This window comes from Achromobacter seleniivolatilans (assembly GCF_030864005.1).
GTDB lineage: Bacteria > Pseudomonadota > Gammaproteobacteria > Burkholderiales > Burkholderiaceae_B > Achromobacter > Achromobacter seleniivolatilans.
Genome location: NZ_CP132976.1, coordinates 3,107,893 through 3,124,069 on the forward strand (window position 1 = coordinate 3,107,893; position 16,177 = coordinate 3,124,069).

Sequence of the window (16,177 nt, forward strand, 5' to 3'; positions counted from 1 at the left end):
ATCGGCATCGCAATCCCTACTCTACGCATCGTGAACACCTCTTTGCCCGTGGGAATCACCATGGGCGATGCCGCCGGCATCGGTCCCGAGATTGTCATCAAGGCCTACGCTCAGGGCCTGAATGCGCCCTGCGTGGTGTATGGCGACGCGGGCGCGCTGCGCCGCGCCGCGGCCCAGTTGGGCGCGCGCCTGGATATCGTCGAAGTCGCCGATGTCGGGCAGGCCGCGCCCGGCGCCAGCCATATCAATGTCATCGCCTGTAGCCCTGCCCTGCCCGCCGATCTGCCAGCCGGCCACATCAGCGCGGCCGCCGGGCGCGCCGCCTACGACTATGTCTGCGCCGCAATCGATGACGCGCAGGCCGGCCGGATTCGCGCGATAGTCACGGCGCCGCTGAACAAGAAATCCATGCACGAGGGCGGCATTGACTACCCCGGCCATACCGAAATCCTGGCAGAGCGGTCCGGCACACAGAATTTCGCCATGATGCTGGCCAATGACGAACTGCGCGTGCTGCTGGTGACCATTCACGTGGCGCTGGCGGATGTCATCGCTCGCGTCACACCGCAAGCCGAATTGACCGCGATGCGCCTGGCCGACCATGCCTGCCGCCAAATGGGCATCGCGCACCCGCGCGTGGCAGTAGCGGGCCTGAACCCGCACGCAGGCGAAGGCGGAAAGTTTGGCCGCGAAGATATCGACATCATCGAACCGGCTATTGCGCGTGCGCGCGCCGAGGGCATAGACGCCACCGGGCCATGGCCCGGCGACACGATTTTCATGCGTGCCCGCCGTGGCGAATTCGACATCGTAGTGGCCCAATACCATGACCAGGGTCTGATTCCCGTCAAGTATCTGGGCCTGGATCACGGCGTGAACGTGACGGTGGGCCTGCCCTTCGTGCGCACCAGCGTCGACCACGGCACGGCTTTCGATATCGCCGGGCGGGGCGTCGCGGACCATGCCTCGCTGGTGGCAGCCTTCGACCTGGCACTGGCCATGACGCCCTGATCGCAGTCTGCGGCTGACGCCTCAGCGCACGGACACTGAAACCCTGCATTCACGGCCCCAAACGGTCCCAAACGGTCCCGGGTCTACAATACGCCCCGATTCCGGCGCCCGTTGCGCGCCGCCGCTTTCCGTCTCTGCCCCTAGCCCTCCATGTCACGCCTTGCCCGCCTCCTTCCTGACCGCTTCACGCTCTATCTCATCTGCACCGTCATCATTGCCAGCATCGTGCCCGCGCACGGGCAAGGCGTGGTCGTGTTTGGGTGGATCACCAACATCGCGGTCGGTCTGCTGTTCTTCCTGCATGGGGCGCGCCTGTCCCGAGAGGCCATCGTTGCCGGCCTGACGCATTGGAAGCTGCACCTGACGATTTTTTCCGCCACCTTCCTGATGTTCCCGCTGCTGGGCCTCGCGCTCAAGCCGGTACTGGAGCCGCTGGTTACGCCTGAGCTGTACCTGGGCATCTTGTTCCTGTGCTGCCTGCCAGCCACCGTGCAATCGGCTATCGCCTTTACGTCGATGGCGCGCGGCAACGTACCTGCCGCCGTGTGCAGCGCGTCTGCGTCCAGCCTGTTGGGAATCTTCCTGACCCCGCTGCTGGTGGGTACGGTCGTGGCCAATGCCGGCAGCGCGCCGATCTCGTTTGATGCGGTCGGCAAGATCATGCTGCAACTGCTGCTGCCGTTCGTGCTGGGCCAGTTCGCCCGCCGCTGGATCGGAGCCTGGGTACACAAGCGCAAGGCCATGCTGAAATTCGTTGATCAGGGTTCCATCCTGCTCGTGGTGTACACGGCGTTTTCGGAAGCCATCAACGAAGGGCTGTGGAGCAGCACGCCCATCCCGGCGCTGGTTGGCCTGGTCGTGTGCTGCGCGGTGATCCTGGCCTTGGCGCTGGGTCTGTCCGCCCTGGCCGGCAGGATGTTTGGCTTTAGCGTGGAAGACCGCATCACTTTGCTGTTCTGCGGTTCGAAGAAAAGCCTGGCCAGCGGCATCCCGATGGCCCAGGTGCTGTTTGCCGGCCATGCTGTTGGCGCGATTGTGCTGCCGCTGATGCTGTTCCACCAGATCCAGTTGATGGTGTGCGGCGTGCTGGCCGCCCGCTATGGCAAACGGCCGGAATCCGAAGGCTGATTGCGCCCATCTCGGCTACCAACAAAAAACGCGCTAGTAGCGCGTTTTTTGTTGGTGCCAGACTGTGATCAGTACATATCCGGGCGCTGCGCGCCCGAGAAGTTCAGGAAGCGCGTGCTGGAACCCTGGAACGTCAGGCGCACGGTTCCGATAGGCCCGTTACGCTGCTTGCCGATAATGATCTCGGCGGTGCCCTTGTCCGGGGAATCCGGGTTGTAGACCTCGTCGCGATAGATAAACAGAATAACGTCGGCATCCTGTTCGATTGCGCCGGATTCGCGCAAGTCGCTCATCACGGGACGCTTGTTGGGGCGCTGTTCCAAGCTTCGGTTCAGCTGCGACAGGGCGATCAAGGGGCAGTTCAGTTCCTTGGCCAGACCCTTTAGCGAGCGGCTGATTTCCGACACTTCGGTGGCCCGGTTTTCCCCTGAGCCGTTACCCGACATCAGTTGCAGGTAGTCGATGATGATCAGGCCCAGCTGACCGCACTGGCGAGCCAGACGCCGCGTGCGAGCGCGCACTTCCATGGGGCTGAGCGCGGGGGTTTCGTCGATGTAGACCTGTGCATCCTGCATGAGCTGCACCGCGTGCGTCACGCGGGGCCAGTCATCGGCGATCAGCTTGCCGGTCCGCATACGGTGCTGGTCCAGCAGCCCCACCGAACCCAGCATACGCATCGCCAACTGCACCGCGCCCATTTCCATGGAGAACACGGCGACGGGCAACCCCTGCTCGATGGCCACGTGTTCGCCGATGTTCATCGAGAACGAGGTCTTGCCCATGGACGGACGGCCGGCCACGATGATCAAGTCACCGCCGTGCATGCCGGAGGTCATCTTGTCCAGGTCGGTAAAGCCCGTGGGCACCCCGGTCACGTCGGAGCTGCCTTCGCGGTGATAGAGCTCGTCGATACGTTCGACCACCTGAGTCAGCAGCGGCTGGATTTCCTGGAAACCGGCGGCGCCACGCGAGCCTTCCTGCGCGATCTTGAAAACCTTGGATTCCGCCTCGTCCAGCAACTGGCGGGCTTCCTTGCCCTGTGGGTTCAGCGCGGCCGAGGAAATTTCATCGGCAATCGACACCAGTTTGCGCAACATCGCGCGCTCGCGCACGATTTCGCCGTAGCGGCGGATGTTGGCGGCGGACGGCGTGTTGTGCGCCAGCGCGTTCAGATAAGCCAGACCACCGGCATCTTCGGCCTTGCCGGCGCTGACCAGTGATTCGTTGACAGTGATCACGTCCGCGGGACGCGCCAGCCCGATCAGGCGGGCAATGTGGTGCCAGATCAGCCGGTGATCGTGGCGGTAGAAGTCTTCTTCGACCAACACGTCGGCAATACGGTCCCACGCGGTGTTGTCCAGCAGCAGGCCGCCCAGAACCGACTGCTCCGCCTCGATGGAATGGGGAGGAACGCGCAGGTATTCAAGCTGGGGATCGGCGGGTGTATTCATGACTTCAATAGTAACGGCTGCAGGATATCCGCAACGCGGAAAAAGCCTTGGACATCGCGCCAAGGCATACGGCCCAGCAAGGGGCGCAGAAGAGTGGCAATGGTGCAAAGCACGCGCGCCAGGCGCGTCAAGCGCGTGATGACCTCGGGGTCGGGATTGCACTCAAGATAGACATCCAGCGCCAGTTTACCCAGCGTTCGGGCCACATCGTCCGGCAATTTACGCAAAGACACGAGCGACGCCAGCATCTGGAACAGATCATAGGCCTGAGCCAACGGCCGCGACAGGGCCGAACCGATGTTCTCTTCGAAATCGATGCGCCATAGCTCGCCATCTTGCCGCGTCACGTTGCGGATCTGTGCGCCGCCATGCCACATGCCACGCGCATGAAAGGCTGCCAGGTCCGACGCAGCGGCGCGTGTCAGCCACAGCTGCGAGGTCGAGTCTTCGTTGCGGATCAGGTCTGCCAGATCATCGCCCACATATTCCAGCACCAGCAGCCCCTGCTCCTGCCACCAGACTTCGGGCACGCGGCAACCTGCCTTCAGCAGCTCCGACAAGCGTTCTGCCTCGTGCGCCAGCCCGTTGTGCAGCAGCACGCCCGGCCTGGGAAACTCGCCCAGGAACAGCTTGCAGCCCGCTCCCAGCACCGCGGCGCGCACATAGCGCAGCGCATAACTCACACCCCGGCCAATGCTGGGGCGGCGGCGCTTGATGATGCAGCGCACGCCATCGATCGTCACATCCCGCACGGACGGTTCACGCGAGGCGTCCAGGCTGTCGAGCCAGGCACGCAGGCCAGGCGGCGCGTTGTGGTGAACGGGCGGCTGATTCAATGGGTTCTCTGTAAAAACAGCGTAGAGCAGAAACAGTGCAGCCGAAAGACTACACGCAATGAGCGCTAGGCAAAAAAGAAAAAAAGCCGGCGCGCGGGCCGGCTTTTCTTTACTGCGGGTACCGGCTTAGGACAATTCGCCTTCGACCAGAACCGTAACGTCAACAACGACGTCAGCGTGCAGAGCAACCTGAACCGGGTACTCGCCGACCGCCTTCAGCTGGCCGTTGGGCAGACGCACTTGCGCCTTTTCAACGCCTTCGAAACCGGCCTTCTTCAGACCTTCAGCGATGTCAGCATTGGTGACCGAGCCGAACAGACGGCCGTCGATACCAGCCTTCTGAGCGATCTTCAGTTGGAAGCCGGACAGGCGCTCGCCCAGAGCTTGGGAAGCGGCCAGCTTTTCAGCCTGGACCTTTTCCAGCTCGGCGCGGCGGGCTTCGAATTCCTTCAGGGCGGCGTCGGTTGCACGACGAGCCTTGCGCTGGGGAATCAGGAAGTTGCGGGCGTAACCATCACGCACGCGAACGACTTCACCCAGGTTGCCCAGGTTGACGACTTTTTCGAGCAGAATAACTTGCATTTTCAGTGCCCCGGATTAGTTGTGGTTATCGGTGTAAGGCAACAGAGCCAGGAAGCGCGCGCGCTTGATGGCGGTGTCCAGCTGACGCTGGTAGATTGCCTTGGTGCCGGTCAGACGAGCCGGGATGATCTTGCCGTTTTCTTGCACGAAGTCGCGCAGGGTGTCCAGATCCTTGTAGTCGATCTCTTCGACGCCGGCTGCGGTAAAGCGGCAGAACTTACGACGCTTGAAAAGCGGGTTCTGCTGCGTGAATTTGCGTTTTTCTTTGCGTTTTCCGAAGAAAGCCATGATATGTGCCTCTATGTTTGAGGGGAGCGGGTTTTAACCCCTACGCCCCATAACCTATCCGTGTCCAGAAGGCGCTCTCGCACCTTTTGCTCATTCCCTTCAAGCCACCTGCGGATCGCGTCCAGCGCTACCGCTGATCTTGCGTGCCTGCTGCAGATGCAGCTTGATCTTCACCGAGTCCTTGCGCGCGGGAGCCAAAAACCCCTGCACCAGCAATTCGGACCCTAACGCGGTGTTTCTCAACAGCAATGCCAGATCGCCCAATGCCACGGCGGTGATCGTCAATTCGACGCGGCGCGGGTGGCCGGCCTCGATGACCTCCGACTCGTGTGCCAGCACCATTTCCAGTGCAGGCAAACCGGCGGGAGTGTGGCGCAAAGGCTCGCATTCAAGAACGCGGGCGCTGAGTTCCAGCTTATTCATCCTGCCAGGCACCGAGGGGACTTCATGGGATGAGCTCTGCGTGAGCCCTGCTTACTCGGCCTGAGCCGGCGCTGCTTCAGCCGAAGCCTTACGGGCTTCTTCGCGCTCAACCGACTTCATCATGATCGAGGGCGTGGCTTGAGCCTTCTTGGTCTTGATGACCAGGTGGCGCAAAACGGCGTCGTTGTAGCGGAACGAGTGTTCCAGCTCATCCAGCGTGGCTTGGCCGCACTCGATGTTCAGGCAAACGTAGTGAGCCTTGACGAGCTTCTGGATCGGGTAGGCCAGTTGACGGCGACCCCAGTCTTCCAGGCGGTGAACCGAGCCGCCTTGGCCCGTGACCAGCGCTTGGTAACGTTCGACCATGGCGGGCACTTGCTCGCTTTGGTCGGGGTGAACGATAAACACTACTTCGTAGTGACGCATGAGTAAAACTCCTTGAGGATGTCTCGCTGGCTGATCGTCTTGCACCCGCGCTTTCCATCATGGGTGTATGCATTCGGAAAGAAACCATCCCTGAACACATATCGTCGACATCAGCCCGCAAGGGGCAGCCCGCTACCCAAAAACCATGGGCGGTCGAGCAAGAAAGCCCTCGATTATTACCGATTGAGGCGGGTGACGCAAGCCGCAAGGTGGCTACGAAATAGGGGACGGGCTACTGACAAGCCCCTTCCCGGCTGTGCGCGGCAGATCCGCCACAGTAATTTGCTGAGGCCGGTTGACCACGCTGACCATGACATAGCTGATGATCATCAGCAGGAACCAAGAGCCCAGCTTGGTAATGGACACCATTTCCCAGCCCTGCGCCTGATTGGGATAGCGCCAGGCATTGGCAAAGGTGCCGATGTTTTCGGCGAACCAGATGAACAAGGCAACCAATACAAAACCCAGCAGCAAGGGCATGCGGCGATACACACGCCAGATACGGAAGTACACCCAGGTCCGGGCAAACAAGACGGCCGTCAGCGCAAACAGCACCCATCGAATATCCATGATGAAGTGATGCGCGAAGAAATTCACGTAGATCAGCACCGACAGCGCCACAGTGGCAGCGAGAGGCGGGTGCGCGCGAAAACGGAAGTCGAACAGGCGCCACACGCGCGCCAGGTAGCTACCCACCGCTGCATACATAAAACCCGTGAACAACGGCACGCCGCCAATGCGCAACACATTGGCCTCTGGATAGATCCAGGAGCCCGCCGCCGTCTTGAAGATCTCCATGCCGGTACCGACCACATGAAACATCAGGATCACACGAGCTTCGGACCAGGTTTCCATACGCAGGGCCAGCAACAAAGCCTGTATGCCGAGCGCGGAGAGGGTCAGAAAGTCGTAGCGGGCCAGCAGCGCGTCCTTGGGATACCACCAGTGGGTGCCAAGCAACAGCGCGCACATCAACCCGCCAAACAGACACGCCCAAGCCTGCTTGACGCCAAAACGGAAGAACTCATAAAGCGCGACGCCAAAACGGCCGCGGCCGGCCAAGTTGCCGGCCAGCCGCGATTCCCATTCCTGCAGCCGCGCAATAAGCGGCCAATCACTGGCCGCCGGATGGCTCACGAAACGCTCACCCTTCCACGACGGCGTAGGCCGAGTGGTTGTGAATCGATTCGAAGTTTTCGGCTTCGACGCGATAGCGGGCGATACCAGGATGCGCGTTCAGGCGAGCTGCCACGTCGCGCACCAGGTCTTCGACAAACTTGGGATTGTCGTAGGCGCGTTCGGTCACGTACTTTTCGTCCGGGCGCTTGAGCAGACCCCAGAGTTCGCACGAACCTTCTTCTTCGATCAGGCGGATGACGCCGTCCATGCTGATGTCGCCATTCAGAATGGCCGACACCGTCACGTGCGAGCGCTGGTTGTGCGCGCCGTATTCGGAGATGGCCTTCGAACACGGACAGAGGCTGGTGACGGGCACCTGCACAATCAGTTCGAATTCGACGCCATCGTTCTGGGCGCGGGCGATCCACTGGACTTCATAGTCCAGCAGGCTTTGCACGCCGGAAATCGGGGCGGACTTGTTGATGAAGTAAGGGAAAGACGCAGTAATGTCGCCGCGTTCCGCGTGCAGCAAGGGCAGCATGTCGGCCGCCATGGCGCGGAACAGCGCGGGCGTCATGGGGGTGCTGCGGTACTTTTCCAGCAAGGCCACGAAGCGGGACATATGCGTCCCCTTTTCTTCAGGCGGCAGCGCGACGGTCAGCGTCCAGTTGGCGACGGTGCCCTGGGGCGAGCCATCACCGCTTTCAATCAGCATGGGGTGGCGCACGCCACGGATTCCCACACGCTGAATCGGGATGTGCCGGGTGTCCGCCGAGCTCTGGACGTCGGGCATCACGATGGCGGGGTCGATCGAAGAATTCATTTCAGCTTACCTGTCTAGGCAACGATAGTGGCTAAAACGCACTGGCCTAGGAATCTTGAGAGGGGGCCATTATCGCCCAAACGCCGGGAACCGCCAGGGAAAACCCTTCTATTCGTAGGTTGGCGGGGCCGGAACAGTGTGTTCTGTTTTTCCGGATGAAAGTGGCCCTTCATCCGGAAAACGAATTCAGGCAAGCAGATCCGCGTAACGGTCACGGATCGATTGCTCGATACCAGCAGCATCCAGGCCAACGCCCGCCAACAGCGCCGACTGCTCGCCGTGATCAATAAAGGCATCCGGCAAACCTAATTGCAGCACCGGAATCAGCACTCCTGCTGCACTAAGCACTTCCAGGACGGCGCTGCCCGCGCCGCCCATGATGGACGCATCTTCCAGCGTCACCAGCGCATCATGGCGGCTGGCCAGATCCAGAATCAACTCGCGGTCGATAGGCTTCACGAAGCGCATGTCAGCCACGGTGGCATCGAGCTTGCCGGCCGCGGTGAGCGCTGCCTGAACCAAGGTGCCAAAACCCAGAATGGCGATCTTCTTGCCCTCGCGGCGCACCAGGCCACGGCCCAGTTCAACCGTGCCCAAGCCTGCATCTTCCTTGGCGCCGCAACCTGCGCCGCGCGGATAGCGCACCGACGCCGGACCCGGGTACTGATAACAGGTCGACAGCAACAGACGCGTTTCGCTTTCGTCGGACGGCGTGGCGACCACCATGTTAGGCACGCAACGCAGGAAGGCGGTGTCGTAATTGCCCGCATGAGTCGCGCCATCGGCGCCCACCAGACCGGCACGGTCCAGCGCAAATGTCACATCCAGATTTTGCAGGGCGACGTCGTGGATCAGCTGGTCATAGCCGCGTTGCAAGAACGTGGAGTAGATGGCGACAACAGGCTTTTGCCCCTCGCAAGCAATACCGCCGGCGAACGTCACGGCGTGCTGCTCGGCAATGCCCACATCGAAATAGCGCAGCGGAAAGCGCTTTTCGAATTCAACCAGCCCGCTGCCTTCACGCATGGCAGGGGTGACAGCAACCAGACGCGAATCCTGATCGGCCGTGTCGCACAACCACTGGCCGAAGACCTGCGTAAAGCTCCGCTTGCCTGGCGCCTTCGATTGCTGGATGCCCACGGCAGGATCGAACTTACCCGGCCCGTGATACAGCACCGGATCGGCTTCGGCCAGCTTGTAGCCCTGCCCTTTCTTTGTCACCACGTGCAGGAACTGCAGGCCTTGCAGGGCCTTCAGATTCTGCAGCGTGGGCACCAGCGCGTCCATATCGTGGCCGTCGATGGGGCCGACGTAATTGAAGCCGAATTCTTCGAACAGGGTGGCGGGCGTGACCATGCCCTTGGCATGCTCTTCAAAGCGGCGCGCCAATTCAAGTACGGGCGGCACGTGCTGCAAGACAGCGCGGCCCACGTTCTTGGCGGTTGCATAGAAGCGGCCCGACATCAGACGCGCGAGGTAGCGGTTCAGCGCCCCCACTGGCGGCGAGATCGACATGTCGTTGTCGTTCAGGATCACCAGCAGATTGATGTTGGGCGTGACGCCTGCATTGTTCATGGCCTCGAAGGCCATGCCCGCCGACATGGCGCCGTCGCCGATAACGGCGATGTGCTGGCGTTGCACGCCAGCATTGCGCGACGCCACCGCCATACCCAGCGCGGCCGAAATCGACGTGGACGAATGCGCGGTGCCAAAGGCGTCGTATTCGGATTCGCTGCGCTTGGGGAAACCCGAAATTCCGCCTTGCTGGCGCAATTGGGCCATGCCCGCGCGGCGTCCGGTCAGGATCTTGTGCGGATAAGACTGGTGCCCCACGTCCCAGACGATACGGTCGTGCGGGGTATCAAACACCTGATGCAGCGCCAGCGTCAGCTCGACCGTACCCAGGTTGGACGACAGGTGACCGCCCGTTTTCGATACCGACTCCAGCACAAAGCCGCGCAGTTCGTCTGCAAGCTTTTTCAGCTCGCGGCGATCCAGGCGCTTGAGGTCTGCCGGCGATTGAATGCGGTCCAATAAATCTGTCGTCATGCTTTTATGTGGTTCGTTGACCCGGCCTGAATTCAGACCGGGCTGTTCACGGATCAGCGGTCTCGAAGGACGATGTAGTCAGCCAACTGCGCCAACCGCGCGCCAGCATCGCCCAAAGGCTCAAGCGCAGCGAGTGCAGCTTCACGCAGTTGCCCGGCAAACGTGCGCGCCTCGGACAAACCCAGCAGCGACACGTAGGTCGGCTTGTTCTCTGCGGCGTCCTTGCCCGGCGTCTTGCCCAGGCTGGCCGAGTCGGCCGTCACGTCAAGAATATCGTCTACCACCTGGAAAGCCAGTCCCATTGCTTGCGCGTAGGCGTCCAGCGCCTGACGCGAGGCCGAACTGGCGCCCGCGACAATGCCGCCCAGAGCCACGCTGCAAGCGAGCATAGCGCCCGTCTTCATGCTGTGCATCTGTTGCAGCTGGTCGCGCGACAGCGAATGGCCGACGCTGAACAGGTCGATGGCCTGTCCGCCCGCCATGCCCTGGCTGCCAGCTGCGCGCGCCAGCGACTGGGTGGCTTGCACGATCAGCGCAGGCGCGATCGGCATCGATGCCAGCAGGTCAAAAGCCAGCGGCTGCAAGGCGTCGCCCGCGAGCATGGCCGTGGCTTCGTCGAATTGCACGTGCGTGGTGGGCCGGCCACGGCGCAGCGTGTCGTCATCCATGCAAGGCAGATCGTCATGCACCAGCGAATACCCGTGGATCAGTTCCACGGCTGCGGCGGCGCGGTCCAGCGAGGTCTCGATCGCCAGCACGCTGCCGCTGACCGGGCAAGCTTGGCCGGCGGCATAGACCATGGCGGCGCGGACGCGCTTGCCACCGCCCAGCACGGCGTAGCGCATGGCTTCATGCAGGCGCGTAGGCAGTACATCCGCGGGGGGCATCAGGTCGTCCAGGACGTCTTCGACGTGCCGTGCGCGACCCTGCAGCCACTCCGGGAAAGCGAGTTGAGTTTGCTTCATCAGGTTCTTATTCGTCGTCCAGCGCCGCCGGGTCCAGAGGGCGCAACAAGTCGCCCTCCAGCACTTTGACCTGCTGTTCGGCCTGCGCCAAGCGGTCCTGACAGACACGCGTGAGTGCGACGCCGCGCCGGTAAGCGGCCAGCGATTGCTCAAGCGGCAATGAGCCGTCTTCCATCGCCGCAACCAACGATTCCAACTCGGCTAAGGCCGTTTCGAAATCCTGGGGCAAGGGACGATCATCGATCTGCGGATCGGCTTGTGTGGGTTTGGCCAAACGGGTCTCCGAGGGCGCGAGGGGTGAATCAATTCGTGAATTGTACGAGATAGCCACACCAGACCTTGATGCCCCCCGGCGCTTAGCCCGATGCGCCGGCCAAGCCCGCGATCGCAGCCTGTAAAACCGGCGCCACCCGCGTGCGCAAGTCGGACTCGGGCAACAGACTGGCGGGCCCCCCGCAACTCATGACGAAGACACCTTCGCCGGTGATGGAAGTAAACGGAACCGCGACCGCGTTGATCCCCGACTGCCATTCACCGATGGCAAAGCAACAGCCCGATTCCTGCAATTCCGCCCGGGCACGGAGGACGGCATCCGCCGAGGGCGCCGACTGCCCCAGGCGCCCCAGGATCTCGTCACAGGCCGCTTCCGGCAGGCTTGCCAGATACGCCCGCCCCATGGCGCTATCCAGGCTGGCGCGATAGCCCACGGGCAGACGCAGATAAAGCGCGGACGAACCATGGATGGCTTCGACATAGGTCATTGCGTCCCCATCGAAAGCGCCAAGCGCAACCGCGCCCCCCGTATCCCGGGCCAGCTCGGTCATCGACGCCTTGGCCAGTTCGCGCACCTCAAGGCCCGCCAGCAGACCAAAGCCCAGCGCCAGCACGCCGTAACCCGGCGAATATTTACCGGTGTCCGGGTGGTAGCGCAGGTATCCGAGCTCGGTCAGGGTGTAGGTGATGCGGCTGATGGTCGGTTTAGGCAGTCCGGTCAGGCGGGCCAGGTCCAGATTGCCCAGGGCGGTAACCCCATGCCGAAAGCAACGCAACACATCCAGCCCCCGCGCCAACGCCGTAATGAAATCCGGCGAAGTGGCGCCGCCGCCCGGCCCCGCCGTACGTTTACGGCGCGCAGGCAGGCTCAATTCCAGGGTCTCATCCGGTTTGCTTGGCGGATGAATGATTCGCTTTGTGTCAGAAAAAGATTGCATTCCGATTCACTTCGTTTTTATAGTTTATTTCGAATAACAAAACTAAATTCCATATATCGGAATTTAAATGATCCCTGGTGACCTGGCAAGCGGCCACGATGCCCCGGCATTGCGAACGTACCGCCAGACCCGGCGATCCACTCAAGCACGCGACTTCAAGGGGAAAACATGATTCGCACAAGCTACAAACTGCTGGCCACCCTGTTGCTCAGCGCCGCCGCTCTGGGCGCGCAGGCAGACACTTATCCCGCCCGGCCCATCAAGGTCGTCTCGCCGTTCCCGGCTGGCGGCGCAACCGACGTGCTGACCCGCATCCTGGCCGAACGCATGGCCAAGACCCTGGGCCAGCCCATGATCGTGGAAAACAAGGCGGGCGCAGGCACATCCATCGGCGCGGCATTCGTGTCCCGCGAACAGCCTGATGGCTACACCATCCTGATGGCGACCAACTCCACCCTCGTCACGAACCGTTATCTGTACAAGGAGCTGCCTTACGATCCGGACAGCTTTGCGCACATCGGCATGGTGGGCGTCGGTCCGCTGGTATTGCTGTCCAGCCCGAAGCGGCCGTTCAACAACACGCAAGATGTGGTGGCGTACGCCAAGCAAAATCCGGGCAAGCTGACGTTTGCGACCTTCGGTCCGGGCACCTCTTCGCATCTGGCGGGGGAATTGTTCAAAGAGCGCGCCGGCATCGACATCCTGCACGTGCCTTTCAAGGGCGCGACCCAGGCCCTGCCCGCGCTGATCAGCGGCGACGTGGACCTGTTCTTCGACATGGTCGCGACAGGCATGCCGCAAGCCGACGCCGGCAAGGTCAAAGTCTTTGCCATCACCAGCCCGACGCGGCTGGCGACGCAACCCAAGCTGGCAACGCTGGCCGAAGAGGGCTACCCGGCCTTCGACATGACCGCCTGGTTCAGCTTTGTGGCGCCCAAGGGCACCCCGGCACCCGTGCTGGAAAAACTGCAAGCCGCATTGACCGAAACATTGAAAGACGACGCCGTGAAAAAACGCATGCTGGATATGGGCATCGATCCGCGCTCGGGCTCGGCTGCCGAACTCGACAAGCAGATCAAGACTGAACAGCCCATCGTGTCGCAGTTGATCAAGCAGGCCAATATCGTTTTGCAGTAAATACCGCGATCGCGGTCCAGGCGGTTTCGTGACAAAACGTTCGTGACGCCGCCCACCCGCAATCAGGCAGTCCGCTCAGAGCGATTCGCCACCCTTCCCACCGACAGCGCCGTTGCGGCTTCTGTCGGTTTTTTACGCTTGGACTAACCGCTGGATACAGAAACCGGGCGCCTGCCGCTGCTAAGGTGGAAAAGCAAACACCCAGCGGGAGCCCGATGCCTTACACCGAAGACCGATACGCCCGACTGGATGCCGCCCGTTGGCTGGCGGCCGTGGCAGTCGTGCTGCTGCATAGCGCGGCGGTAATCGTCAGCGATCCTGCCGCGTATGGAGGCGGCGCGTGGCTGGCTGCGAATCTTTACGATTCGGCGGCGCGCTGGTGCGTGCCGGTTTTCGTCATGGTCAGTGGGGCCTTGCTGCTAGACCCCGCCAAACCGCAGGACGCAAAAAAATTCTACAGCCGCCGCATGGCCCGCATCTGCGCGCCGTTGCTGTTTTGGACACTGTTCTATCTGTTGTGGCGCACCGGACTGGACTGGTGGGATGACGGCCGCGTCGATTTTTCATTCTGGCCGCGCAAGGTTGCCCAGGGCGAACCGTACTACCACCTTTGGTACCTCTACATGATCGTGGGGCTTTATCTGTTCGCCCCGCTTGCCCGGATGCTCTATACGCGCAGCACGCCGCGGGGCCGCTCGCTATGGGTGGTTGGAATTCTGGGCGTCGCAATCCTGGATGCGCTGTACCGCCGCGCATTGGGCGCGCCGCACGGGTTCTTTCTGACCTGGTTCCTGCCCTACCTGGGTTATTTCGTCGCGGGCCGTCAGATTTTCGATGGCGAAATGCGCATTCCGCGGCCCGGCCTGATACTGTTGGCAAGTGTGGCCATCACCGCCTTGGGCGTCACCATCATGTCCAACGGCCATGCGCTGGACACCTACTTCTACGACTACTTCAGCCTGACGGTGCCGTTCATGTCGCTAGCGGCGTTCCAATGGATTGTGTCGTCGCCCCGCCTGCCCAGGCTGGCTGCGCTTGCACCGCTGACCTTCGGCGTTTATCTGATCCACCCGGTCTTTTTGGATGTGGCGCACCGCGCTGGCGCCTTTTCTGGCGGGCAGCGCGATGCCTGGACCGTGCCGCTGCTGACTCTGGCGGTGTTCGCATTGTCGGCCGCCAGCAGCTGGTTGCTCAGGCGCCATCCTGCAACCCGCAAGCTCGTCTGAAAGACCTAGGCCGCGTAGGGTTAATCAGGTTTTGCGACAGGTCAAATACGCCCCCCCATAACTTCACCAAGCTTCACCGATCTTCACGGGCGGGGGGAAAGCCCTTGGGGTACAATTCACGGCTAATTTGATCGGCCAGACACCGATTTTTCTTCGCGCCAGAACGGATTTAGCCAGGCCCCAAGGCCTTGAAAGCCTTGAACAAGCCTTGAACAAAACCTTGGCTTGAACAAAAGCGCTTGGCAAAGCTCAAACCGTCGTGGCTTTTTTATCCGAGCGGAGGGAATCATGACCGACATCGGTCGGATGGCACATGTCGTGCCAGCTCGCACCCAGCTACCCGTCAGTGCATATTTTGACGAAGCCCTCTTTGCCCGCGAGCAAGAACTCATTTTCAAGCAATCCTCGCAATATGTCGGCCACCAGAAATTGGTGCCTGAAATCGGGGATTGGCGTACGTTGGTCCAAGAAAACTCGGGCCGCGTGCTGGTTCGCAACCAGCAAGGCGTTGAACTCATCTCAAATGTCTGCCGTCACCGTCAGGCACTGATGCTGGGCGGCGAAGCTGGCAATGTGGCCGGCAACTGCAATACGCAAGGCAATCTGAAGGCAAGCGGGGGCAACATCGTATGTCCGCTGCACCGTTGGACGTACAACAACCAAGGCGAGTTGTTGGGCGCGCCTCAGTTCGAGACCACGCCTTGCATGAACTTGCAAAAATTCCGCCTGCGCGATTGCCACGGCTTGCTCTTTGAAGGCCCTCGTGATCCGGCGTCCGACATGGCGCCGCTGTTCTCGCGGCCCGAATTCAACTTCGGCGACTATGTGCTGGACCACGTCGAGGTGCACCAGTGCAACTACAACTGGAAGACCTTTATCGAGGTCTACCTTGAGGACTACCACGTCGGGCCGTTCCATCCCGGACTGGGCCGCTTCGTCACGTGCGACGACCTGACCTGGGAATTCAACGACTGGTACAGCCTGCAAAAAGTGGGCGTGCACAATGCGCTGGCGCAGCCGGGTTCGGATGTGTACAAGCAATGGCATGATCGCTTGCTGTCGTTCCGCGACGGCGACGCGCCGGAGTTTGGCGCGGTCTGGGTCACGTATTTCCCGACCCACATGATCGAGCTGTATCCGCACGTGCTGGTGTTGTCTACGCTGTACCCAAAGAGTCCGCAAGAAACGATCAACGTTGTCGAGTTCTACTACCCCGAGGAAATCTCGGCGTTTGAACGCGAATTCGTTGAAGCGCAACGCGCGGCTTACATGGAAACGGCCATCGAAGACGACGAGATCGCCGAACGCATGGACGCGGGCCGCAAGGCGCTCATGTTGCGTGGCGTGAACGAGACCGGTCCCTACCAGTCGCCGATGGAAGATGGCATGCAGCACTTCCACGAGTGGTATCGCCGGATCATGCAGGAACTCTGAACCTGCCTTGCCTGGTCTCTCAAAACAAAGGGCCTCGCGCAACATCGCGAGGCCCTTTTCATTGATAA

17 protein-coding genes are annotated in these 16,177 nt (G+C 61.5%); 5 read left to right on the plus strand and 12 right to left on the minus strand.

What is annotated here, in order from left to right; genetic code table 11:
• Positions 1-30 precede the first annotated feature (30 nt).
• Positions 31-1,011, plus strand: a complete 981-nt coding sequence (gene pdxA / locus RAS12_RS14000) for a 4-hydroxythreonine-4-phosphate dehydrogenase PdxA (protein ID WP_306950874.1) — start codon at positions 31-33, stop codon at positions 1,009-1,011.
• A gap of 150 nt (positions 1,012-1,161) precedes the next feature.
• Entirely contained in the window at positions 1,162-2,139 is a 978-nt protein-coding gene (locus tag RAS12_RS14005) for a bile acid:sodium symporter family protein (RefSeq protein WP_306950876.1), read from the plus strand.
• 68 nt (positions 2,140-2,207) lie between these two features.
• Here the strand turns inward: RAS12_RS14005 and RAS12_RS14010 are convergent, their stop codons facing one another.
• The 12 genes from RAS12_RS14010 to RAS12_RS14065 all read right to left on the minus strand — a co-directional run bounded on the left by RAS12_RS14010 (position 2,208) and on the right by RAS12_RS14065 (position 12,312).
• Positions 2,208-3,590, minus strand: coding sequence for a replicative DNA helicase (locus tag RAS12_RS14010; protein ID WP_306950878.1), 1,383 nt, complete (start codon positions 3,588-3,590; stop codon positions 2,208-2,210).
• Positions 3,587-4,426 (minus strand): BUD32 family EKC/KEOPS complex subunit, encoded by an 840-nt coding sequence (locus RAS12_RS14015; RefSeq protein ID WP_306950881.1) that lies wholly within the window; start codon positions 4,424-4,426, stop codon positions 3,587-3,589. Before RAS12_RS14015 ends, RAS12_RS14010 begins: the two co-directional genes overlap by 4 nt.
• A 126-nt stretch (positions 4,427-4,552) precedes the next feature.
• Entirely contained in the window at positions 4,553-5,008 is a 456-nt protein-coding gene (gene rplI, locus RAS12_RS14020; protein ID WP_306950883.1) for a 50S ribosomal protein L9, read from the minus strand.
• Between the two features lie 15 nt (positions 5,009-5,023).
• On the minus strand, positions 5,024-5,296 hold the full coding sequence (gene rpsR, locus RAS12_RS14025; RefSeq protein ID WP_006218308.1) for a 30S ribosomal protein S18: 273 nt from the start codon (positions 5,294-5,296) through the stop codon (positions 5,024-5,026).
• 99 nt (positions 5,297-5,395) lie between these two features.
• Positions 5,396-5,719: a primosomal replication protein N gene (gene priB / locus RAS12_RS14030; RefSeq protein WP_306950918.1), complete on the minus strand. Its 324-nt coding sequence runs from the start codon at positions 5,717-5,719 to the stop codon at positions 5,396-5,398.
• A gap of 51 nt (positions 5,720-5,770) precedes the next feature.
• Entirely contained in the window at positions 5,771-6,145 is a 375-nt protein-coding gene (gene rpsF / locus RAS12_RS14035; RefSeq protein ID WP_183016189.1) for a 30S ribosomal protein S6, read from the minus strand.
• Between the two features lie 213 nt (positions 6,146-6,358).
• A complete protein-coding gene (locus RAS12_RS14040; RefSeq protein WP_306950919.1) occupies positions 6,359-7,282 on the minus strand; it encodes a DUF817 domain-containing protein in 924 nt (307 codons plus the stop codon).
• Between the two features lie 7 nt (positions 7,283-7,289).
• Complete coding sequence (gene folE2, locus RAS12_RS14045) at positions 7,290-8,087, minus strand: GTP cyclohydrolase FolE2 (protein ID WP_306950921.1); 798 nt, start codon at positions 8,085-8,087, stop codon at positions 7,290-7,292.
• A 186-nt stretch (positions 8,088-8,273) separates the two neighbouring features.
• Positions 8,274-10,136, minus strand: coding sequence for a 1-deoxy-D-xylulose-5-phosphate synthase (dxs, locus tag RAS12_RS14050; protein ID WP_306950922.1), 1,863 nt, complete (start codon positions 10,134-10,136; stop codon positions 8,274-8,276).
• Between the two features lie 53 nt (positions 10,137-10,189).
• Complete coding sequence (locus tag RAS12_RS14055) at positions 10,190-11,101, minus strand: polyprenyl synthetase family protein (protein ID WP_306950924.1); 912 nt, start codon at positions 11,099-11,101, stop codon at positions 10,190-10,192.
• Between the two features lie 7 nt (positions 11,102-11,108).
• A complete protein-coding gene (locus tag RAS12_RS14060) occupies positions 11,109-11,375 on the minus strand; it encodes an exodeoxyribonuclease VII small subunit (RefSeq protein WP_105554896.1) in 267 nt (88 codons plus the stop codon).
• Between the two features lie 82 nt (positions 11,376-11,457).
• Positions 11,458-12,312, minus strand: a complete 855-nt coding sequence (locus RAS12_RS14065) for an IclR family transcriptional regulator (RefSeq protein ID WP_306950925.1) — start codon at positions 12,310-12,312, stop codon at positions 11,458-11,460.
• A gap of 168 nt (positions 12,313-12,480) precedes the next feature.
• Between RAS12_RS14065 and RAS12_RS14070 the strand changes: the two genes are divergently transcribed.
• The 3 genes from RAS12_RS14070 (at position 12,481) to RAS12_RS14080 (ending at position 16,109) form a co-directional block, all read left to right on the plus strand.
• Positions 12,481-13,449 (plus strand): Bug family tripartite tricarboxylate transporter substrate binding protein, encoded by a 969-nt coding sequence (locus RAS12_RS14070; protein ID WP_306950927.1) that lies wholly within the window; start codon positions 12,481-12,483, stop codon positions 13,447-13,449.
• Between the two features lie 215 nt (positions 13,450-13,664).
• Positions 13,665-14,675 (plus strand): acyltransferase, encoded by a 1,011-nt coding sequence (locus tag RAS12_RS14075; RefSeq protein ID WP_306950929.1) that lies wholly within the window; start codon positions 13,665-13,667, stop codon positions 14,673-14,675.
• Positions 14,676-14,963: 288 nt separating this feature from the next.
• The gene (locus tag RAS12_RS14080; protein ID WP_306950931.1) at positions 14,964-16,109 is read left to right on the plus strand and encodes an aromatic ring-hydroxylating oxygenase subunit alpha; all 1,146 of its coding nucleotides are present in this window, start codon (positions 14,964-14,966) and stop codon (positions 16,107-16,109) included.
• Positions 16,110-16,177 lie beyond the last annotated feature (68 nt).

Coding starts and splice junctions, on each gene's coding strand:
- RAS12_RS14080 (WP_306950931.1), top strand. CDS start 14,964: ATGACCGACATCGGTCGGATGGCACATGTCGTGCCAGCTCGCACCCAG.
- RAS12_RS14055 (WP_306950924.1), bottom strand. CDS start 11,101: ATGAAGCAAACTCAACTCGCTTTCCCGGAGTGGCTGCAGGGTCGCGCA.
- rpsF (WP_183016189.1), bottom strand. CDS start 6,145: ATGCGTCACTACGAAGTAGTGTTTATCGTTCACCCCGACCAAAGCGAG.
- rpsR (WP_006218308.1), bottom strand. CDS start 5,296: ATGGCTTTCTTCGGAAAACGCAAAGAAAAACGCAAATTCACGCAGCAG.
- priB (WP_306950918.1), bottom strand. CDS start 5,719: ATGAATAAGCTGGAACTCAGCGCCCGCGTTCTTGAATGCGAGCCTTTG.
- RAS12_RS14070 (WP_306950927.1), top strand. CDS start 12,481: ATGATTCGCACAAGCTACAAACTGCTGGCCACCCTGTTGCTCAGCGCC.
- RAS12_RS14005 (WP_306950876.1), top strand. CDS start 1,162: ATGTCACGCCTTGCCCGCCTCCTTCCTGACCGCTTCACGCTCTATCTC.
- rplI (WP_306950883.1), bottom strand. CDS start 5,008: ATGCAAGTTATTCTGCTCGAAAAAGTCGTCAACCTGGGCAACCTGGGT.
- dxs (WP_306950922.1), bottom strand. CDS start 10,136: ATGACGACAGATTTATTGGACCGCATTCAATCGCCGGCAGACCTCAAG.
- folE2 (WP_306950921.1), bottom strand. CDS start 8,087: ATGAATTCTTCGATCGACCCCGCCATCGTGATGCCCGACGTCCAGAGC.
- RAS12_RS14010 (WP_306950878.1), bottom strand. CDS start 3,590: ATGAATACACCCGCCGATCCCCAGCTTGAATACCTGCGCGTTCCTCCC.
- RAS12_RS14075 (WP_306950929.1), top strand. CDS start 13,665: ATGCCTTACACCGAAGACCGATACGCCCGACTGGATGCCGCCCGTTGG.
- RAS12_RS14065 (WP_306950925.1), bottom strand. CDS start 12,312: ATGCAATCTTTTTCTGACACAAAGCGAATCATTCATCCGCCAAGCAAA.